Source organism: Brevibacterium mcbrellneri ATCC 49030 (assembly GCF_000178455.1).
Taxonomy (GTDB): domain Bacteria; phylum Actinomycetota; class Actinomycetes; order Actinomycetales; family Brevibacteriaceae; genus Brevibacterium; species Brevibacterium mcbrellneri.
On sequence record NZ_ADNU01000047.1, the window covers coordinates 19,191 to 39,857 of the forward strand.

General features: G+C 56.2%; 22 protein-coding genes. 20 read left to right on the forward strand and 2 right to left on the reverse strand.

The genetic code is table 11. The features are described 5' to 3' along the window. Nucleotides 1–29: 29 nt before the first annotated feature. The 6 genes from leuD to HMPREF0183_RS08350 all read left to right on the forward strand — a co-directional run bounded on the left by leuD (nucleotide 30) and on the right by HMPREF0183_RS08350 (nucleotide 5,441). Entirely contained in the window at nucleotides 30–629 is a 600-nt protein-coding gene (gene leuD / locus HMPREF0183_RS08325; RefSeq protein WP_005884949.1) for a 3-isopropylmalate dehydratase small subunit, read from the forward strand. A gap of 68 nt (nucleotides 630–697) precedes the next feature. Continuing rightward, nucleotides 698–2,017 carry a UDP-N-acetylglucosamine 1-carboxyvinyltransferase gene (murA, locus tag HMPREF0183_RS08330; protein WP_005884951.1) on the forward strand — a complete coding sequence of 440 codons (1,320 nt, stop codon included), beginning with the start codon at nucleotides 698–700 and terminating at the stop codon, nucleotides 2,015–2,017. After that, entirely contained in the window at nucleotides 2,014–2,748 is a 735-nt protein-coding gene (locus HMPREF0183_RS08335; RefSeq protein WP_005884954.1) for a lysophospholipid acyltransferase family protein, read from the forward strand. Before murA ends, HMPREF0183_RS08335 begins: the two co-directional genes overlap by 4 nt. After that, nucleotides 2,745–3,749: an NAD(P)H-dependent glycerol-3-phosphate dehydrogenase gene (locus tag HMPREF0183_RS08340; protein ID WP_005884956.1), complete on the forward strand. Its 1,005-nt coding sequence runs from the start codon at nucleotides 2,745–2,747 to the stop codon at nucleotides 3,747–3,749. The genes HMPREF0183_RS08335 and HMPREF0183_RS08340 overlap by 4 nt, the downstream gene beginning before the upstream one ends. Before the next feature lie 31 nt (nucleotides 3,750–3,780). Then, a complete protein-coding gene (locus HMPREF0183_RS08345; protein ID WP_040348683.1) occupies nucleotides 3,781–4,329 on the forward strand; it encodes a YbhB/YbcL family Raf kinase inhibitor-like protein in 549 nt (182 codons plus the stop codon). 2 nt (nucleotides 4,330–4,331) lie between these two features. Beyond that, nucleotides 4,332–5,441 carry a D-alanine--D-alanine ligase family protein gene (locus HMPREF0183_RS08350; RefSeq protein ID WP_005884961.1) on the forward strand — a complete coding sequence of 370 codons (1,110 nt, stop codon included), beginning with the start codon at nucleotides 4,332–4,334 and terminating at the stop codon, nucleotides 5,439–5,441. Nucleotides 5,442–5,462: 21 nt separating this feature from the next. Here HMPREF0183_RS08350 and HMPREF0183_RS08355 read toward each other — a convergent pair whose 3' ends face one another. Next, entirely contained in the window at nucleotides 5,463–5,972 is a 510-nt protein-coding gene (locus tag HMPREF0183_RS08355) for a DUF3515 domain-containing protein (RefSeq protein ID WP_005884963.1), read from the reverse strand. 43 nt (nucleotides 5,973–6,015) lie between these two features. On the opposite strand from HMPREF0183_RS08355, the gene thiL reads away from it, so the two are divergent. The 9 genes from thiL (at nucleotide 6,016) to mutM (ending at nucleotide 14,256) form a co-directional block, all read left to right on the forward strand. Next, a complete protein-coding gene (gene thiL / locus HMPREF0183_RS08360) occupies nucleotides 6,016–6,978 on the forward strand; it encodes a thiamine-phosphate kinase (protein ID WP_040348685.1) in 963 nt (320 codons plus the stop codon). Beyond that, on the forward strand, nucleotides 6,975–8,474 hold the full coding sequence (locus tag HMPREF0183_RS08365) for a DAK2 domain-containing protein (protein ID WP_005884966.1): 1,500 nt from the start codon (nucleotides 6,975–6,977) through the stop codon (nucleotides 8,472–8,474). Before thiL ends, HMPREF0183_RS08365 begins: the two co-directional genes overlap by 4 nt. Nucleotides 8,475–8,476: 2 nt before the next feature. Further along, a complete protein-coding gene (locus tag HMPREF0183_RS08370; protein ID WP_005884968.1) occupies nucleotides 8,477–10,690 on the forward strand; it encodes an ATP-dependent DNA helicase RecG in 2,214 nt (737 codons plus the stop codon). Beyond that, nucleotides 10,691–11,236, forward strand: a complete 546-nt coding sequence (gene rsmD, locus HMPREF0183_RS08375; RefSeq protein WP_005884970.1) for a 16S rRNA (guanine(966)-N(2))-methyltransferase RsmD — start codon at nucleotides 10,691–10,693, stop codon at nucleotides 11,234–11,236. A gap of 3 nt (nucleotides 11,237–11,239) precedes the next feature. Continuing rightward, nucleotides 11,240–11,734 (forward strand): pantetheine-phosphate adenylyltransferase, encoded by a 495-nt coding sequence (gene coaD / locus HMPREF0183_RS08380; protein ID WP_005884971.1) that lies wholly within the window; start codon nucleotides 11,240–11,242, stop codon nucleotides 11,732–11,734. A gap of 83 nt (nucleotides 11,735–11,817) precedes the next feature. Then, nucleotides 11,818–12,327 carry a YceD family protein gene (locus HMPREF0183_RS08385; RefSeq protein ID WP_005884974.1) on the forward strand — a complete coding sequence of 170 codons (510 nt, stop codon included), beginning with the start codon at nucleotides 11,818–11,820 and terminating at the stop codon, nucleotides 12,325–12,327. A gap of 2 nt (nucleotides 12,328–12,329) precedes the next feature. Continuing rightward, entirely contained in the window at nucleotides 12,330–12,533 is a 204-nt protein-coding gene (gene rpmF / locus HMPREF0183_RS08390) for a 50S ribosomal protein L32 (RefSeq protein ID WP_040348679.1), read from the forward strand. A 10-nt stretch (nucleotides 12,534–12,543) separates the two neighbouring features. Beyond that, a complete protein-coding gene (gene rnc, locus HMPREF0183_RS08395) occupies nucleotides 12,544–13,236 on the forward strand; it encodes a ribonuclease III (protein ID WP_005884976.1) in 693 nt (230 codons plus the stop codon). Nucleotides 13,237–13,266: 30 nt separating this feature from the next. Continuing rightward, entirely contained in the window at nucleotides 13,267–14,256 is a 990-nt protein-coding gene (gene mutM, locus HMPREF0183_RS08400; RefSeq protein WP_005884977.1) for a bifunctional DNA-formamidopyrimidine glycosylase/DNA-(apurinic or apyrimidinic site) lyase, read from the forward strand. On the opposite strand, the gene HMPREF0183_RS08405 is transcribed toward mutM, so the two are convergent. After that, nucleotides 14,183–15,415: a sensor histidine kinase gene (locus HMPREF0183_RS08405; protein WP_005884979.1), complete on the reverse strand. Its 1,233-nt coding sequence runs from the start codon at nucleotides 15,413–15,415 to the stop codon at nucleotides 14,183–14,185. The genes mutM and HMPREF0183_RS08405 overlap by 74 nt on opposite strands. A 125-nt stretch (nucleotides 15,416–15,540) precedes the next feature. Between HMPREF0183_RS08405 and HMPREF0183_RS12190 the strand changes: the two genes are divergently transcribed. From HMPREF0183_RS12190 to HMPREF0183_RS08430, 5 genes are all read left to right on the forward strand, one after another. Continuing rightward, the gene (locus HMPREF0183_RS12190) at nucleotides 15,541–16,302 is read left to right on the forward strand and encodes a hypothetical protein (protein WP_005884981.1); all 762 of its coding nucleotides are present in this window, start codon (nucleotides 15,541–15,543) and stop codon (nucleotides 16,300–16,302) included. A gap of 74 nt (nucleotides 16,303–16,376) precedes the next feature. Further along, nucleotides 16,377–17,564, forward strand: coding sequence for a hypothetical protein (locus HMPREF0183_RS08415; RefSeq protein ID WP_005884983.1), 1,188 nt, complete (start codon nucleotides 16,377–16,379; stop codon nucleotides 17,562–17,564). A 17-nt stretch (nucleotides 17,565–17,581) separates the two neighbouring features. Further along, nucleotides 17,582–18,769, forward strand: coding sequence for a hypothetical protein (locus HMPREF0183_RS08420; RefSeq protein WP_005884985.1), 1,188 nt, complete (start codon nucleotides 17,582–17,584; stop codon nucleotides 18,767–18,769). A gap of 17 nt (nucleotides 18,770–18,786) precedes the next feature. Further along, nucleotides 18,787–20,007, forward strand: a complete 1,221-nt coding sequence (locus HMPREF0183_RS08425; protein ID WP_005884987.1) for a hypothetical protein — start codon at nucleotides 18,787–18,789, stop codon at nucleotides 20,005–20,007. Next, complete coding sequence (locus HMPREF0183_RS08430; protein ID WP_005884989.1) at nucleotides 20,004–20,645, forward strand: response regulator transcription factor; 642 nt, start codon at nucleotides 20,004–20,006, stop codon at nucleotides 20,643–20,645. The genes HMPREF0183_RS08425 and HMPREF0183_RS08430 overlap by 4 nt, the downstream gene beginning before the upstream one ends. Nucleotides 20,646–20,667 lie beyond the last annotated feature (22 nt).

The window sequence follows — 20,667 nt, forward strand, 5'->3', positions numbered from 1 at the left end:
CTCGAAGCGAAGAGCACATAGGAGTCATCGTGGAAAAGTTCACTTCACACACCGGCGTGGGTGTCCCATTGAACCGTTCAGCCGTTGACACTGACCAGATCATTCCGGCTGTGTACCTCAAACGCGTAACCAAGACCGGTTTTGACGACGCGTTGTTTGCGCGCTGGCGCAAAGACCCTGAGTTTGTTCTCAACCGCGAACCGTATGCAAACGGGTCCGTGCTGGTTGCTGGGCCAGACTTTGGGACAGGCTCTTCGCGTGAACACGCAGTGTGGGCACTTCGCGACTACGGATTCAAAGCCGTTCTGTCATCCCGCTTTGCCGACATTTTCCGTGGGAACGCCGGCAAGAACGGCCTTGTTGTCGCCCAGCTTGAACAAGGTGACATTGATCTCCTTCTCAAGCGGATTGAAAACCAGCCTGGAATCGAAGTCACGGTCGACCTGGAGACACGCACGGTCCAATGTGACGATCTAACCCTGCCGTTCGACATTGACGACTTCACGCGCTACCGCCTCATGGAGGGTCTGGACGACATTAGCCTGACACTCCAGCACGAAGGCGATATCGACACGTATGAAGCTCAGCGACCAGGCTTCAAACCCACCACGCTTCCAATCCCAGAGTGAGCAAACTGAAAACTTTGGAACCCTGCCTGGGCTAGCATTGCTCTAGTTGCCCAAAAGAAAGGATTCCGATGCTGATCGTGCACGGAGGTACACCTCTGGCCGGCACTGTCCGCGTACGCGGAGCCAAAAACTTGGTCTCTAAAGCGATGGTGGCCTCGCTGTTGGGCGAGACTCCGTCGGTTCTGCGGAGCGTTCCGCGTATTCGCGATGTTGAGATCGTGACCGGTCTTCTGGAACTTCACGGTGTTCGCACCCATACAGCGCCAGACGGTGACCAGCCAGACGGCGAAATTCACATGGACCCAAGCAACATCGAGTCCGGTTCGATCCCTGACATCGATGCACACGCGGGGTCTTCGCGCGTACCGATCCTCTTCTGTGGTCCACTTTTGCACCGCCTGGGTCAAGCATTTATCCCAGATCTTGGTGGGTGCCGGATCGGGGACCGTCCTATCAACTTCCACTTGGACGTTCTGCGCCAGTTTGGCGCAACCGTCGATAAGACGCCGGGCGGTATCAAGCTTGAAGCACCGCAGCGACTCACCGGCACCAAAGTTGAACTGCCTTACCCGTCTGTGGGAGCTACCGAACAGGTCCTTCTCACCGCAGTCCGCGCAGAAGGAACAACGGAGCTGAAAAACGCTGCTGTTGAACCGGAAATTATGGACCTTGTAGCTGTACTCCAAAAGATGGGCGCCATCATTTCTGTCGACACTGACCGTGTGATTCGCATTGAAGGAGTTGACTCCTTGCGCGGCTACACTCACCGTGCTCTTCCCGACCGGATCGAAGCCGGATCTTGGGCCTCGGCAGCGCTGGCCACGGGTGGCAAGATTTTAGTCGAAGGGGCTCAGCAAGAGCCCATGATCACGTTCCTCAACGTGTTCAGAAAAATTGGGGGAGAGTTCGATATCCGCGAAGACGGCATCCTGTTCGCTCACCCAGGAACCGAGCTGCAGTCGGTAGCCCTCGAAACCGATGTGCACCCAGGCTTCATGACCGACTGGCAACAGCCGCTGGTGGTAGCACTCACGCAGGCGAAAGGGCTGTCCATCATCCACGAAACCGTGTATGAAAATCGGTTCGGATTCACGGATGCGCTTGTGCGCATGGGGGCGAATATCCAGCTCTACCGTGAGTGCCTGGGTGGTACGCCATGTCGATTCGGTCGCATGAACTTCAACCATTCTGCTGTGATCTCCGGGCCCACCGCGCTCACTGGAAAAGACATCGAGATCCCGGACCTGCGTGGAGGTTTCTCCCACGTCATCGCAGCGTTGGCGGCTGAAGGCACCAGCAACGTGCGGGGGTTTCAGCTTCTGAACCGTGGGTACGAAGACTTCACCCACAAACTCGAGTCGCTAGGTGCGCGAATGGAGATTCCATGACCCAGAGCCTCTCTGACGTGACATTCACGCCTGAAGATCAGAAGCGCACTAAGCGACTGGCCCGACTGGTTGCGCCCACGTTGAAAGCTTCATACCGGGTGTTTGGCCGCTGGGTAGACGAAAACCCACACAACATCCCCAAAGACGGCCCTGCGATCCTTGCGGTGTACCACGCGAGCCTGCTCGACCCAGTGTTCGTTGCACTATCACTGTGGTCGAACGGGCGATTGCCTCGGTTTATGGCCAAGTCTTCACTGTTCACCGGCATCATTGGTCGCCCTATGCGCGCGCTGGGACAGATCCCTGTTCTCCGCGACTCAGCGACCGCCTCGGACGCCTTGAAGTACGCACGCAAGGCACTCGACGCAGGCGAATGCGTGGTTATCTACCCGCAAGGAACCCTGACCAAGAACCCCGAACTCTGGCCTGAGAACTTCAAAACTGGGGCAGCCCGCATCGCACTAGAAAGCGGAGTGCCCATCGTGCCAGTCGCGCACTGGGGGACCAGCGCACTCATGCCACCGGGAGCTAAAAAACCAGCCTTCAAACCCGGCAACATCGTGCGCATCTCCTACGGTGAACCAATTGACGTCACAGGTATTGAACCTACTCGCGAAAACCTACGCGCCGTCACCAGCCACATTGAAGCCGTGATCGCACGCGATGTCGCACGGCTCAGTGGCAAACCACTTCCCGAACGCTACACACACGCATTGGAGCTGTCCTTATGAAAATCGCGGTCATGGGGGCCGGGTCGTGGGGAACGACCTTTGCCAAAGTGATTGCTGATTCGGGTAACCCCGTAACGGTGTGGGCGCGCAAAGAAGAAGTCGCCCACGAAATCAACACGCAGCACACCAACTCCCGATACTTGGGTGACATTGTGCTCAGTGACCTCATCACCAGTACATCTGACCCGGTTCAGGCAGTTTCTGAGGCAGACGTTGTGGTGCTGGCGATTCCCGCGCAGAGCATGCGCACCAACCTGTCGCAGTGGAAGGACCACCTGAAGGCAGACTGTGTTCTGGTGAGTCTCATGAAGGGGATCGAAGGTACGTCCGGTAAGCGGATGACTGAAGTGATCGCCGAGGTCGCAGAAGTTCCACTGTCCCGCGTAGCTGTGGTGTCAGGGCCGAATTTGGCAAAGGAGATCGCGGAGTCCCAGCCAACGGCCACGGTGATTGGGTGCGAGTCGGCAACCACGGCCGAGGCGCTTTCCGACTTGTGTGCCAACAGCTACTTCCGTCCCTACACCAACGCTGACGTGGTGGGGATCGAGCTGGGCGGTGCCATTAAGAACGTGATTGCGCTCGCAGTGGGGATTGCAGACGGTCAAGGTTTGGGAGACAACTCTAAAGCTTCGATCATTACCCGAGGTCTCGCAGAGACGACACGTCTAGCTGTCGCCATGGGCGCCCAGCAGCACACGCTGTCAGGCTTGGCTGGTTTGGGTGACCTGGTAGCCACGTGCGCGTCCCCGCTGTCGCGTAACCGCACTTTTGGTCGTCTGTTGGGAGAAGGCAACACGGTTGACGAAGTTGCCGCCCAGATGACGCAAACTGCAGAAGGTGTGAAAACTGCCCCCGCCGTTTTGGCGTTGGGTGACGCGTATGGAGTTGAGTTGCCGATCACTCAAGCCGTGGCGGCTGCTTTGGACGGATCATTAGCGGTTTCAGATCTCTCTGGTGTTCTTTTGGCGCGTAAACGTAAGGATGAAGCTCCAGTTCGCTAGTGTGAAAGAACCACAAAAGGAGGAGGAAGACATGTCCACATCAACCGACTATCTGAACTCACCGTTTGCACGTATGAACGAAGTTCCTCGCTTCGATCTCACCAGCCCTGACATTACTGAAGGTCAACCATTGGCAGTTGCCCAGGCCTCGGGCATCATGGGGATCGACGGTGGACAGGACCGTTCGCCTGCTCTGTCTTGGAGTGGTGCCCCAGAAGGTACCCAGGCGTATGCAGTGACATGCTTCGACCCCGATGCGCCCACTGGTTCCGGGTTCTGGCACTGGGTGCTCACCGACATCCCGGCAGACGTGACATCCCTGGAAGCCAACGCGGGTGACCCTGATGCTGGACTGCTTCCAGAAGGTGCGGTCATGATGCGTAACGACGCAGGTTCTGCACGTTTCGTGGGCGCTGCTCCACCGGAAGGCCACGGGCCACACCGGTACTACTTCATTGTTCACGCCCTGTCCAAGCCTCTTGGTCTTGAACCAGACGCAAGCCCTGCCTTTGTTGGATTCAACATGTTTTTCGCCTCGATTGGCCGCGCATGGATCCAAGCTACATATGAAGTGAAGTGATAATGACGCAACGCCTCCTCGTCGCCGTGCTCTTTGGCGGTCGTAGCCCTGAACACTCAGTCAGCTGCGTGACGGCAGCCGGAGTGATGAACGAAATCGATCCGAACGCTTTTCGTCTCCTTCCCATTGGAATTACCCCAGAAGGAAAGTGGCGGGTTGTCCACGACTGGAAATCGTTTTCTTTTGACCGAGACAACATGCCACGCATCGAAGACAACCAGACTGAAGTGTTCGTGTCACCGTCGAAAAACGGTTCCCTCATTGAGCGCGACGCACAGGGGGCGTTTGCGGATTTAGGGTCGCCGGACATCGTGTTCCCGCTCCTTCACGGACAGTACGGGGAAGACGGAACCATGCAGGGTCTTTTGTCGCTCATGGACGTGCCGTTCGTGGGCCCCGGAGTGTTTTCCTCATCCGCCGGGATGGACAAGCACTTCACTAAAATGGTGCTACGTGCAGCAGGCATTCCAACAGCGGATTGGAAAACTGTTTCGCTCACCCAATACCAGGCTGACCCCCAAGCCACCATCGATTCCCTGCAGGAACTGGGGCTACCCGCCTTTGTGAAACCCTCCCGCGCTGGGTCCTCCGTGGGCATTAGCAAGGTGAGTGACACCTCGGGCTTTAAAGCAGCGCTTGACGATGCCTTTGCACACGACACCAAAGTGATCGTGGAGCCCTTTGTTGACGGCCGCGAAATCGAATGTGCCGTGCTGGGGTCCGTCAACGACCGTGAACTCAAAGCGTCTTCGCCAGGCGAAATCATTGTGTCTGGCGACCACGAATTTTATGACTTCGACGCCAAATACCTGGACCTGGACGCGACCACGCTTACGTGCCCAGCCGATGTCGAACCAGACGTGGCTGAACGGGTTCGCGACATCGCTTGCCAAACGTTCCGAGCATTCGATTGCACAGGGCTCACTCGCGTGGACACGTTTGTGAGGCCAAACGGTGAAGTGTTGGTCAATGAAATTAACACGTCCCCAGGGTTTACCCCGACATCTGGGTACCCGTTCATGTGGGAACAAAGTGGCTTGCCGTATAAGGACCTCATTACCGAACTGCTGAAGATCGCCGTCGAGGACCACAAACGTTCAGCGACTGAGTAAGAACGTGGAGCCGTAGCGTGTTTACGGTGTGGGGGAGTCCGTTGCGATCGGGTTGTTGTTTTCATCAACCACCGTGGCGTCTTTTCCGCTCACGCACTCACCAGTTTTTTCCAGCGTGGACACGGCTCCAGAAACAGCCGTGAGGACATCCGCACCGGACACCTTTTTGGGGTCCACAAGCAGCTCAACTGAAGGCGTGCGGCCATAAGCGACGAAACGCCACGAGTCGTCTTTTTCTTCCACCGAAATCCAGTCCACTCCATCCACGTGGACGCATGGGTCAGTGGTAGGCGCTGGCGGTTCCATGCCACACCGAAGAATGACCGCGGTAGGGTCTCCCCACGCGTCGGTGGCTTGCGAGGATGTTTTGCGGTTCTGATATTCGCCGATCGCATCAGGGAGTCGTAGCATGACATCGGCACATGCGGCAGAAGTCGCCTGTGGTGCCGGTTCCACCACAACAGTTGGGGTGCACGCACTGATACCCGCAAGAGTGAGGCCAACAAAACAGATCGACAGAACACGACGCATATGACCCAGGATAGCCGTTCTGAAAATGCGTAAGCTGGTGGCTATGCAACAGACGTTAGGATCCCTGGGAGAAGACCGCGTCCTAGAACGCATCCTGTCACACATAGACCCTGGCGATCACGTGTCTGTGGGTCCCGGTGATGACGCAGCTGTTTCCACCCTGCCCGGTCCCACCGTCACCACCACCGACATGCTGGTAGAAGAAAGCGACTTTCTACGCGAGTGGCTCGACCCATACAGGTTAGGGATCAAAGCAGCAGCACAAAACATCTCCGACATTTACGCAATGGGTGCCACACCCCACGGGCTCCTTATGTCACTGTCAGCCCCCAGCGACACCCACATCGACGTGATCGAAGAGTTCACGCGCGGGCTCAACGACGAAGCCCAACGGGCCGGTGCCGCAATCATTGGGGGAGACCTGTCAACCGGGGGCCTCATCACAATAGCGATCACTGCCGTTGGGTACTTGCGCACAGAACCGATCCTGCGTTCCGGCGCCCGCCCCAACGACGGGGTGTTCCTGGCTGGCACGGTAGGCCACGCCGCAGCTGGACTCGATCTGCTGTTTGCTGGACACCGACTCGGAAACAGCGACACCGACACTTTCATCGAAACCCAGCTGGCACCTCGGCCGGATTACACCACAGCAACCCGGCTGCCAGGGTGGGCGCACGCTGGAATTGATGCCAGCGACGGACTCAGTGGTGACTTGGGCAAGGTCGCGCGGAAGTCAGGCGTAGACATTGAACTGGACCCGGAGGCAATCGCGGGGCTAGCTCAACAAGTGCTCCCGGCCGCCCGCATCCTTGGGGATCCAGACCTGGCGCTCACATGGGTGCTCCACGGCGGCGAAGACCACGGCTACCTGGTTACCGGGCCAGCGGACATGGCTCCGGTAGGCTTAACCCGGATCGGAACATGCGTGACCGGGACGGGAAAACTCACGCTCGACGGAACAGATATTCAGCCCGGAGCGTTCACCCACTTTTCGGAGGCACAGTGAAGGATTCGGCTCGCGTCAACGCGAGGCTCGCAGCACGGTGGGCCAGGCGCGCGGTTGAACGCATGAAACGGCGCCGTCACGACATCGACGAAATCAACGTGTTTCCAGTTCCTGACGGTGACACCGGCACCAACATGTATGACACGGTCCGTTCCGCGTACCGGGCGGTCGAAGAACTCACGGGCACCGTCACCATGCACCGCGTGGTTGACGCCATGGCGACAGGAGCGCTGAGAGGCGCCCGAGGTAATTCCGGGCTAATCCTGTCTGTGGCCTTGCGCGGGGTGGCAGACGCCCTAGACGGTGTGGCTGAACTCGACGCACATACGTTCGCCGGGGCGATGGAACTCGCAGCGTCTAGGGCTGAACAAGCGATCGCAACCCCTGTTCACGGAACCATGGTGACCGTGCTTCACGAAATGGCCCAGAAAGCGCGTGAAGAAGCTGACGCGGGTTCGGATCTGCTGACCCAGCTAGAAGCGGTCCGCAAACGTTCACGCGAAGCCTTAGGGGAAACCACTGGGCAGCTTGCGGTCCTTTCCGATGCGCACGTTGTAGACGCAGGCTCCACCGGAATCGTGGAAATGTTTGACCTGCTTTACCTGACTGTGGCGGGGGGAGCGCCGTCTTCTGATGGCATTCGGTATGCGCCTGCTCAGGGTATTGAAATGCGTACAGAGGTTGGCCTTGAACTGGTGTTTTGGTGTGCTGAGCAAAAAGACAAAACACGGGAAGTCACGCGTGCGCTTACGAAGCTCGGGGGCACGTCCATTGTGGTGTCATGGCCCAAGATTCACGTGCATGTGGCTGATGACGAAACGGCCCGTTCTGTTTTGGCGGCGTGCGAACCGTTAGGAATCGTGCAGTTACGCATGGAAGATCTGAGTGAAGAAGGCGGTTCACGCATCAACGTGGTTGGGCTGGCCAGCGGAATGGGTGTTCTCATGCAGACGGCCCTCACCCAGGCGGTCGCTGTGAACGCGAATGTGCCTGGGTGGGCGGATCACGTGGATGAACTGACCGAAGACGGCGCCCACACCATTGTCAGTGGAGTGCCTTCAGTGACTCATGAGCTTTTGACAGCCGCACCGGTTGATACTGTTCTCACTGCACCGGGACCGGTCTCTTTGCTTGCGGCGATGGCCGTTTTCGACCCCGAGGTGGAGGCTCAAGACTGTAGGGACGACATGCGGGAGGCGATCGAGGGAACCCGGGAAGGTGTGATCACCCGCCCACGCCCAGAAGGACCTTTCTTGTCCGAGGATGGTGAAACGCGAGCCGCTTCTGATTCGTTGTCTGAAACGGTTCTTTCGCTCGTGGAGTCTTTAAACCACGGCCAGCAAGCGGAAATCATCACGATTGTGACCGGCCGGGACGTTCAGGCCACCGGGTTGGTGGCCACGGTCGCCCAATTGAAGACGCAATACCCCGGGGTGCGGGTTGACGTCATTGAAGGTGACGTGCCCGAATGCATCGTCGCTGTTGGGTGCGAATAACGATGCCTGGACCAGCAGACACCCTGTTCGACCACTTCGTTCACACACGTGAGCAGAAAACTGCGTTTTCAAACCTGGGGCTGAGCACAGTCGACCAGGTGCTGAGGCACGTTCCCCGAACCTACCTGTTCCCCGGTGAGCTCACCCCCATGGAAGAACTCGAACCGGACACTACAGCTGTCGTTCTGGGCAAGGTACTCTCCGTAGACCTGATCAGGCTGAGGGATCGCAAACGCTCGCTGACCAAGGTGAAGCTTGGGGGTCGATACACGGCGGTTCATCTGACATTCTTCAACATGCCGTGGTTGGCGAAGAACCTGGAACTCGGACAGAACCTCGCGGTTTCCGGAAAAGTCGTTGACACCCAGTACGGGCGCCAAATTAACCAACCCAGAATCCTGGACAGCAACCTTGAGTTAGACGACGGTGAGTGGGGCAAGGGCTCGGTGAGCATGCACCAGGAAATGCAGATGACCAAACCCATGCCCATCTACTCCGTCAAAGGAAAAGCCAAACTGTCTACGGTCACACGTGTGATCCACCGGATGCTCGACCGCTTGCCCTTAGAAGCGTTTGAAGACACCATGCCGCAACACGTGCGGAGTGAGATGGGGCTGTACTCGTACAAAGAAGCACTGGAAGGTATCCACCGGCCACGCGACAAAGCCCAGCTGCAGCAGGCCCGCGAATGGTTCGCATTTGAAGAAGCATTCGCGCTCCAAAGCTACATGCTCAGCAACAAGCAGGTTCATGAAAAGGAAGCCGCCCCCGTGCTAGCCGGGGCGGCCATGGGCAAGCTGGATCAGTTCGACCAACACCAGACTTTTGAACTCACCCGGTCACAAAAACAAGCGGGCACAGAGATCTCCCGTGACCTGGTGCGCTCAACGCCCATGAACCGGCTTTTACACGGTGACGTGGGTTCCGGAAAAACACTCGTGGCTCTGCGAGCCATGTTGCAGGCGGTGGACTCTGGGTACCAAGCGGCCCTTTTAGCTCCTACTGAAATTCTGGCCACTCAACACGTGGGAAGCCTGCGCTCGCTCTTAGGGGAGCTCGCCTCGGACGGGTTTACCGACGGAGTGCGAATTGAACTTCTCACCGGTTCCATGTCCGGGCGCGAACGCAAGCGCGTGGCCACCGAACTCGCCGCGGGAATCGTGGACATTGTCGTGGGAACACACACGCTCCTGTCCGACACCACCATCTTCGACAAACTCGGGCTCGTCGTGATCGATGAGCAACACCGGTTCGGTGTTGAACAGCGCGAGCAGCTACGAGAAAAAGGCGGCGGGAAGGTTCCACACACGCTGGTCATGACCGCAACCCCCATTCCGCGCACCGTGGCGTTGACGGTGTATTCGGACTTGGACGTGAGCACCCTGCGGGAGCTGCCCGGTGGCCCCAAACAGGTGAGTACCCACGTGGTTCCGATGTACGAAAAGCCCCGGTGGTTTAACCGCGTGTGGGAAGTGGTGTCTGAACAGGTGCAAAGCGGGCACCAAACGTTCGTTGTCACCAGCCGGATCGACTCCGAAGAAGACCCAGATGCTACGGACGAAGGCAGGTCATCAGGGGCGCACGGCGGGGTTGCTGGGGAGACTGGGGGCTCGGACCCAGGGCGACCTCGGCTCTTAGGGGTAGAAGAACTTGCAGACAAGCTGCGTTCCCTCCCGGAGTTAAAAGACGTGCGCATCGAAACCCTGCACGGGAAGTCCGAACAAGACGTGAAAGAAACCGCCATGCAGCGGTTCAAAGATCACGAGTTCGACGTGCTGGTGGCCACCACGGTGATCGAAGTGGGAGTAGACGTCCACAACGCCCGCGTCATGGTGGTGTTCGACGCAGACCGGTTCGGGGTGGCACAGCTCCACCAGCTCCGCGGGCGTGTAGGGCGTGACGGCAAACCGGCCATGTGCTTTTTTGTCACCCAGAACCGTGAAGACTCCGAATCGAGAGAACGGCTGGAATACGTCGCCTCGACAACGGACGGATTCGCGTTGGCAGAATACGACCTCAAAACCCGCAAAGAGGGCGACGTTCTGGGCACCAGCCAGTGGGGTGCGGCCCGCCTGCGTTTTGTGTCCATCAAAGACGAAAACCTCATTATGACCGCCCGAAACGCAGCCCAAGGTGCTCTTCAGGATGATCCGCAACTCGCCCAAAGGTCAGCGCTCGCGCTGTACCTCACCGACATTATGCAGATCGAGGAATAATTGCGCGTCATAGCCGGAAAATATAAGAGCCACGCACTCACCGCGCCGCAGGGAGCGGACACTCGACCCACCTCGGACCGGGTACGCGAATCCCTCTTCGCAACCCTGGACATGCTGGGCATGATCGACGGGGCACTGGTCCTGGACTTGTTTGCCGGGTCCGGTGCGTTGGGAATAGAAGCGCTTTCCCGAGGTGCCAGCGACGTTGTGTTTGTTGAGAAGGCTCACCGCGCTGTGGTCACCGTGAAGAAAAACTTGGCAGCGATAGGGGAGAAGCGCCTGGTTGTGCAGGGGGATGCGACCGCGCCTGCGGTGGCCGGGGAGTTTGACCTGATCCTGGCTGACCCTCCATACCCCATGGACGAAACTGCTATTACGCGGATGCTCACACGGGCAGAAGCGCTCCTCAAGGACGACTCGTCGCTCATCGTGGTGGAACGGTCCGCGCGCTCGCCCCAACCAGAACCACCGGAGACTCTGAACCTGTATAAATCAAAAACATACGGGGAAACTGCCATCTGGATGTACGAGCGGGCTAGGATTTAGGGCATGAAGGTAGTGTGCCCTGGATCATATGACCCTGTTACTCGCGGACACATCGACATTGTGGCGCGGGCGGCCCGCCTGTTCGACCAGGTCGTGATCGCTGTCGTTCACAACCCCAACAAAAACGGGACGTTCAGCGTGAGCGAAAGGCTCGAACTCGTCAAAGCCGGGTTACAGGAAGACCCGAGGACCACCTCGGCGGGCAACATTGAATTTGACGACGTCCCCGGCGGACTTCTTGTGGACTACTGCGATTCCATTGGGGCAGTAGGTGTGGTGAAGGGAATCCGGTCAGGAACCGACTACGCGTACGAACTTCCCATGGCGCACATGAACCGGCACTTGAAGAACATCGAAACCATCTTCATTCCTGGTGACCCTCTGTACGAACACATTTCCAGTTCACTCGTGCGCGAAGTTCACTCGCTAGGTGGTGACATTGAAGGCCTGGTTCCCGCCGCTGTGCTTGAAGCGCTCAACGAACGGGCAAAGAAGTAAGCCAAGTTGAATATGCAGGGATGCGTTCGGTAAACTGGTCAATCGCGTGTCAGTCGGGACCGCTTCCGTCAGGAGGGTGAGGCGTGAAAGAGCTTGTATTAGATCTTCGCTCGCTTGGGCTCTTCAAGAAACCTGGTGAGTGGATCAAGCACACCATGACGGTAGGCGCCCCGGAAGACCTGCGGAACGAAATGATCGGAGTCCCCACGGGTGACCCCCTGGACATTGAGTTGCAACTCGAAAGTGTCGACGAAGGCATTTATGTCACCGGCACCGTGAGCGCAACAGCCAAAGGACAGGACGCTCGGACGCTCGAAGACATGACGTTGCCACTGAACGTGGATATAACCGAACTCTTCGTGTACGACCGGCCCCAAGAGGACGAAGACTCGTACGAGATTGAGAATGGAATGCTCGATCTTGAACCGGCAGTCCGCGATGCTCTGGTGATGAGCTTGCCCTTCAGGCCACTGAAGTCTGGAGAAGAGGGTGAGTTTCACTACACCGTGGGTGACGTGGAGGAACCGGTTGATGATACCGATCCGCGATGGTCTACACTAAAGAGTTTGTTGACTGAAGAGAAAGAGAGCTAGACGTGGCTGTTCCAAAGCGAAAGATGTCGCGCAGCAACACCCGCCACCGTCGTTCGCAGTGGAAGGCAAAGGCACCTGCCCTTGTTAAGACTGTGGAGAACGGTCGCGTTGTGTACTCGCGCCCACACCAGGCCCGCGTAGTTGAAGACTCCGCAGGTACCCCGCTGTTCCTTGAGTACAAGGGACGCAAGGTAGCTGACGCCTGAGCGACTACCTATGAGCGAACTTAACAAGCGTCTCGGGGTCGACATTGACCCCGAGACGCTTCGTCTTTCTCTGACCCACCGTTCATATGCGTTTGAAAACGGTGGTATCCCCACCAATGAGCGGCTTGAGTTCTTAGGGGATGCGGTTCTGCAGCTCAAGACCACCAAATGGTTGTTTGACCACAACACGGAGGCCTCTGAAGGTCGGTTGGCTAAGATGCGTTCCGCGGTTGTGAACTCGCGTGCCTTAGCTGGGGTTGCGCGCACGTATGGGATCGGCGAGTTCCTGCTCTTGGGAAACGGTGAAGAACGCACCGGTGGCCGCGACAAGGACTCGATCCTGGCCGACACCGTTGAGGCCATCATTGGTGCCTGCTATGTGTCACAGGGTCCTGATGCCGCGAACGCTTTAGTTGAGCGCCTGGTTGGGCCGCTTCTTGAAGACGCCGTGAACCTGGGCGCGGGCATGGACTACAAGACCACGTTGCAGGAAGCTGCAGCGGACCTGAGCCTGGGTGCCGTGCATTACGACGTCACCGGTGAGGGCCCGGATCACGCGCGAGTGTTCACCGCTGTGGCGTATTTAGGTGAAACGCGGTGGGCTTCCGGTGAAGGCACGTCGAAGAAAAACGCTGAACTTGTGGCCGCGGAAATTGCGGTGAAAAAGATTCTCGAAAAGTACCCCGGGTGGCACCGGAACTAGTGGCTGGGCACGCAAAGGAGCGGGGCCTGAATGCCTGAACTTCCTGAAGTAGAGTCCGTGCGCCAAGGTCTTTCTGTCTGGCTCACAGACGCCACCATCACCCGTGCCCAGGTGCTCGACGCGCGGATACTGGGGACCACCTCGGCTAGGAATGTGCCCATAGAGCGGGTGGCGAGTTTTGAACGCGCGCTGGAGGGCGTGCGAATTGTGTCAGTTGAGCGGCGCGGAAAGTACATGTGGATGCCGTTGGCTGTTGGCGGGCTGGTAGGTGGCGGGCTGGTTAGTGACGGTGAGGCCCGCGACGGTGAGGCCGCCGAGGTGGATGAGTGGGCGCTTGCCATGCACCTGGGGATGAGCGGGCAGGCCAGGATTCACGAGGCGGAGGATCCGTTGCACCCGCACACGCGGGCGGTGTTTGACGTGGCTGGGCCAGCTGGGGTGGGACAGATACGGTTCGTGGATCAGCGTATTTTTGGTCACCTGGGTGTTGAGCGTCTGGTGCTTGGTGTTGCCGGTACGCCTGGCGCTACTGGTACGGCCGGTGAGCGTCGCTTGGTGGCGGAGTCGGCGCGTGGGGCGGGCCTGGATCCGTTTGAGGTTGGCTTTTCGGTGCCGATGGTGGCTCGCGCAATTGCGCGCAAGAATGTGGCGATAAAATCGGCTCTGCTGGACCAGCGCGTGGTCAGTGGTGTGGGCAATATTTACGCTGACGAGGCGTTGTTCGAAGCGGGCGTACACCCGGCGGCGCGGGCTTCGCGGTTGCGGATTTCGCGGATTGAGCGGGTGCTGGAGGCTGCCCGTGATGTGATGGCGCGTGCCTTGGAGGTGGGTGGCACCAGTTTTGACGCGCTGTATGTCAATGTCAACGGCGAGTCTGGGTATTTTGAGCGGTCGCTACAGGTGTATGGCCGGGAAGGCCAGCCGTGTGTGCGCTGCTCGACACCCATTACGCGGGTTGTGCTGGGTGGGCGGTCGACGCACGTGTGTGTGAAGTGTCAGAAACCGCAGCGGGTGTGTTAGACGGTGTGGGCGACTGCCCAGGTGTGTTGAGCGGCACGGTGGCTGTGACGGTGAACGACTCTGGTGTTGTGTGAAAGTCGGCGGTGCCGTTGAGCATAGTCACGCGGCGTTCAACGGAGAACGCCGTGGTGGTAGGCGGCGTGTATTTTTCTGGCCGAGGTGTTAGCTGGCGGGGCGTGTTCTGTGCCGTGATCAGGAGGTTGGGGCCGTCGCATGTGACGTCGAGTGTTGCCGATTGGTCATTGATGTCGCCGTGTTTGAGGATGTTGGTGGCGAGTTCTGTCAGCAGTAGCCCTACACCCGCTGTGAGCTGCGGTGGGCAAGGCTGGTCGGTGACTGCGCTGGTGATGCGAATGGGACGTTGAGCCGCTGAGAACGCTTCACGGATGTCGTCGCACACGGTTTCGACAGCATGGCTGAGGGCGACTGTGTTCGTGGTGGTGGAGTGTAGTCCTGCTAACAAGGAGCGCAGGTTTTGTTGGTTAGTTCTGTTGGCTAACAGGATTTCTGTGATGTCTTGATTGAGTTCGCTTCCTGGTTCCGTTTTGCTCAGAGCGTTTCTGAGCATGAAGTTTTCTTTTGTGAGCCCGTGTGACACGGTGTCGTGTGCGTCAAGCGCGAATTGGTTGCGTAGGTCAGCTTCGCGACGTTCGGATTCCGCGGCTTGGGCGGCTGCGTCTGCAATGAGCCGGGTGATTCGTTGTTCTGTGGTTCCTGCAGCCCAGCCAAGGGTGCTTGCTAACACGAAAGTGCCTATTGAGATTGCGCAGTGGAAGAACGAATAGTACTCAGACCCGATGAGCAGGTACGCGTTGAGAGCGACAAGGGACGCGAAAGGCAGGGATGTTAGTTTCCAGCGTTTGTAGGTGAGCAGTACGGCGCCGGCAACTGATAGCGCTAGGTCGTTGATCACTGCGTTAGCTGTGAGCCCCACTGTCAGTGTGATTGAAACTGCGGTGATGATGAGTGCAACCGTGCGGGGAAAGTATGGGAGGGCAATGATGAGTAGGCCAAAAGCGATATCAAGCTGAGCGTTGAGGTCCGTGAGAAGCTCGAACGAAGATGGTGCCCCAATGAAGAGTCCTACGATTAGAGTCGCCAGACGTATGTAGGGGTCGATGACTCTGGGGCCACACAAAGCGCGGGTCGTGGCACTCATGTAATCTCCCCGGAAGTGATCAAAAAATATACGTTAAATGACGGATGTGAGAGTCATTTCGTGATCAGTACTTTCAAAGTGTGACCTGTTCAGAGGTTACGTAAGTACTTCACTTTGGAGCTCTCATGAAGAAAACACCTTTCCTCGTGTCCACCAGCATAGTCGCGTTGCTTGTTGGCAGTGTTTTTAGTGGACCGGCTCATGCAACGACAAAAGACTCGTCGATGAGTACAGAAGAAGCAGTTGAACGTCTTGTTGAACTGAATCCGGGAACCACGGAAGAAGAAATGAGTGCCGGGCTTCGCGAGTATGCGGAAGAAAACGGTCAAAGCTATGAGCAAGTCGTTGATGACGCGCTCCAGGCTGCTGAAGAAGAGGAAGCTCAGTGGCAGAAAGATAAAGCAGAGTACGAGTTCGATAGAGAAACCCGTGCTGCGAAAGCAGTTGGAAAGCTACCCAGAGTGGACGTTGGGGGCGACATTTTTTATAACCCGGCATCCACAGTAGGTATTCAACACGGCCACGTTGGGATTTACGCGGTAAATGATTATATCGTCGAAGCGCCTGGCATAGGGAAGCTGAGCCACCGTGTCCATCACAGTACGGTGAAAGTGTATAAGACCAGTCAACTTCTATATGTAAAAATCACTGAAACGCGGCGCCGGAGTGCCGGAAAGTATGCTCGAGATAAACTTCAGAAAAAGCCATATAGAAAGAACTTTGCAGTAAATAAAGATCCCTACGCTGACCGGATGAACTGCTCGCAACTGGTCTGGGCTGCTTATAAGAACAGTGTGAAGGTTGATCTTGATGGTAACGGCGGTCCCGGTGTCTATCCTAAAGACATAGTTAAATCTACTAAGACCAAGACTTGGAGAACTTACTGACCTCTGAACCGGCTGTGGCGTCATGGCTATTCTGGCGCCACAGTTCTCACGTATTTAGAAAGATAGTAAGCACTATGAAAAGGTCGATCGCCTCTGTATGTGTTGTGGGGCTTGTTGCTGCTGGTTTGTCGGGGTGCTCGTGGTTTGACCGTTCGGGTGTGGTGGTCGGCGAGGACGAATTCCACATCACAGAAGATACTCTTTTTGCAACGCAGCTGAGTCCGATTTATCAGGAAATGGACACAGCTCCAGGAATTAACACAAGTTATTTAGTCACGTTTGACCGGGACGGCTCTGTTCAAGCGTTGAAGATTCACCCTATGGCAATTGGTGTGCCGATTTGGCAGGGTGACACTCTTGTCGCGGTGGATCGGAAGTTTGACTATTTCGTCACAGACAAGGTGCTCATGATTGACCATCCGAAGGTGGAAGTGATGACGAATATCGTCGCCAGTTCAACTACGGATGAGGTTTTTGCGCTGATGAATGATGGTGATACTGAGGATGGGTATAAGACGAGCGTCGAAACTTTGACTCAAGGAGGCCACACGACCACGAAACTCGACGGTGCTTACCTCATGACGTCGGAATGTGACGGCGTTTTGTACGGCATTGGTGATGCGGAAGGACGCGTCGTCGCGCGGGCTCCGAAAGAACTAGGGGACCACGTAACAGCTTTGGTGCAGGCCAGTGGAACGGCTAACCATCAGGAACACGTCATTTCATATCAACGGACTCATGAAGGTGAAGGGTCGGCAACCCCATTACCGTGTTTCACCGATTCGATTGCGAGCCTAGCATTAGACGTATCGGAACCTGACCGCCCGGTTACGCTTACTGGATCTGTGCGTGTGAGAAACGTTCGCGATGGGTCCCACCACGATGTAGTTCTGCGCAACCCCGACGGTACAAGGTACGAAACTTACATTGAGGCGCCGAACTACGATTTGAAAAGTGTATCTGGGCGAAGCTTCAACTGGCTGAACAATGACGGAGTCTACTGGCGGACGAATATTGATACGGGTGTGACCGAGAAGTTGTTTCAGATTCAGGAGTCGGAGCAGTTTTTTGCGGTTGGTATCGCTGCTTTCTCGCCTGAGGGTATTCATTATTTGTATGAGGGTGATGACGGTACCGTGATTAAGTCGTTTAGTAAGGAGGATGGGTCGTTAATTCGGACGTTGGAGGTTCCTGGGTTTGACACGATCACGGCGCGTACTCGGCAGCACTGGGGTCTAGCGGTTTCACCGAATGTCCCGTAAAAGTGGAGTCTTGTGTGATGAAGAAGCTAGTCGCCTCTGTGTGTGTTGTGGGGCTTGTTGCTGCTGGTTTGTCGGGGTGTTCGTGGTTTGACCGTTCGGGTGTGGTGGTCAGTGAGGACGAATTCCGCATCACAGAAGATACTCTTTTTGCAACGCAGCTGAGTCCGATTTATCAGGAAATGGACACGGCTCCAGGAATTAACACAAGCTATTTGGTGACGTTTGATCGGGATGGCTCTGTTCAAGCGTTGAAGATTCACCCTATGGCAATTGGTGTGCCGATTTGGCAGGGTGACACTCTTGTCGCGGTGGATAGGAAGTTTGACTATTTCGTCACGGATAAGGTGCTCATGATTGACCATCCAAAAACAGAAGTGATGACGAATATCGTCGCCAGTTCCACTACGGATGAGGTTTTTGCGCTGATGAATGATGGTGCTACTGAAGACGGTTACCGTTCTGTGACAGAAACGATCACGCCGCAGGGTTATACGACAACAAATCTTGACGGTGCTTACCTCATGACATCGGAATGTGACGGCGTTTTGTATGGCATTGGTGATGCGGAAGGTCGTGTTGCCGCGCAGGCGTCGAAAGAACTAGGGGACCACGTAACAGCTTTGGTGCAGGCAAGTGGAACGGCTAACCATCAGGAACACGTCATTTCATACACGAAGGGCCTTTTCAACGAAGGCGGTTCATCGCCCTTACCATGTTTTTCCGATTCGATTGTGAACTTGATTCTTGATGAAGCTCCTCTTGGTCAGCCTGAACCACTTACTGGATACTTACGAGTCAGAAATGTCAGGGAAGGGTCCTACAAGGACGTACCGTTGCGACAACCTGATGGAAACAAACTTGAGCATAAGTTCGATGGTCCGTATTACGATCGGGTTGGTGTTGCCGGGCGCAACTTTAATTGGTTGGATCGTGATGGCTCATTTTTTCGGACGAATGTTGATACGGGTGTGACGGAGAAGTTGTTCCAGATTCAGGAGTCGGAACAGTTTTTTGCGGTTGGTAACGTGGCCTTTTCTCCCGAGGGTATTCATATTATTGCTGAGCTTGAAGAGGGCACGGTGATTAAGTCGTTTAGTAAGGAGGATGGGTCGTTAATTCGGACGTTGGAGGTTCCTGGGTTTGACACGATCACGGCGCGTACTCGGCAGCACTGGGGTCTAGCGGTTTCACCGAATGTCCCGTAAAAGTGGAGTCTTGTGTGATGAAGAAGTTAATCGCCTCTGTGTGTGTTGTGGGGCTTGTTGCTGCTGGTTTGTCGGGGTGTTCGTGGTTTGACCGTTCGGGTGTGGTGGTCAGTGAGGACGAATTCCGCATCACAGAAGATACTCTTTTTGCTACGCAGCTGAGTCCTATTGCACGGGAAATGGATACAGTTCCTGGCATTAACACGAGTTATTTGGTGACGTTTGACAGGGACGGGTCTGTTCAAGCGTTAAAGATCGAACCGATGGAGATAGCGGTTCCTGTGTGGCAAGGTGACACGCTTGTTGCTATTGATCGGAAGTTTGACTATTTCGTCACGGACAAGGTGCTCAAGGTTGATCATCCGAAGACGGAAGTGACGACGTATTTGTATCCGAGTACAACTTCCGATGAAGTTTTTGCGCTGATGAATCATGGATGGAATGAAGATGGGTCGTCGTATCACGCATATACGGAAACCATCACTCCGCAGGGGTATTCGACTACGGATCTTGATGGAATTTTTCTGACTGGTTCGGAGTGTGATGGGGTCCTTTACGCTCTAGGTGATGCGACTGGAGAAACAGTGAAGCACGCTCCACCGGAGCTACGTGATAACGCGACAGCTCTTGTGCAGGCCAGTGGCACTTCTGATGGGAAACAGCGGATTGTTGAAATGTCCCAAACGCATGAGGCTGAGACTTCGAGCGAGCCGTTGCCGTGTGTGAACGGCAGAATTGTTCAACTGTTGGACACTGAAATTGTTCAGAAGTCCAAGTCGGGTGAGCCTAGGTACACGTATAAGGCTTTTGTGCGTATTCGGGACACCAAGACAGGTAAACATAAAGACGTCCCCATGAAGAATGCAGACGGCTCGCCGTTTGTTTATGAAGATCTTCAGTTTCTTACGAGCCCCTATTATGAGCTTGGTTCTCGTGATGGTTCATCATTTCGGTGGCTTGCAGTGAACGGTTCGTTTTGGCAGACGAGTATTGATACGGGTGTGACCGAGAAGTTGTTTCAGATTCAGGAGTCGGAACAGTTTTTCGCGGTTGGTAATGCTGCTTTCTCGCCTGAGGGCATTCATTATTTGTACGAGGGTGATGACGGTACCGTGATTAAGTCGTTTAGTAAAAAGGACGGGTCGTTGACTCGGACATTGGAGGTTCCAGGGTTTGACACGATCACGGCGCGTACACGGCAACACTGGACCTTAGCGGTTTCACCACACGTGCCATGACAGACATACTTCTGTGTGATGACGATTCATGGGCGCTGAGAGGTCTTGAACACGTGCTTAGCGAGGCTCAAGGCTTCACCGTGGTGGGTTCGGCAAGACAAGGTGAGGATGCAGTAGCCCTCGCCCGCGAATTGCGCCCGGACATTGTCCTCATGGACATTTCCATGCCACCGGGAATCAGCGGAATTACCGCAACCGCGCAGATCCTTGCAAACAACCCCAACCAAACTGTGGTGGCACTGACCACCACTGCCTCGGGTCCAGGCATACGTCACATGCTCGAATCCGGCGCAGTCGCCGTCATGAACAAATCACTTCCACCTGAACGCTTTGTCGATGTATTAACGCACATCGTCCATGATGAACCAGCCCGCTACTTAGCCACCCTGCGCGAAGACCTGATCCTTACCCGGCCAGACCCTTCAGCGCCACTGACAGAAAAACTCACCCAAAAAGAAGAAGAGATCCTCCTTCTCCTATGCGACGGACTGACCTACGCAGACATCGCCAAAAGAGAGCACTGCTCCGTGGCGACCGTTCGCACACATGCCGAACGGCTCCGCACCAAACTACACGCTCAAAGCGTCAGCCAGCTGATACTCCGGGCAATCCAACACAAAATCTATATTCCAAAGTGAGGTCCAGACCCAGCCCACACGC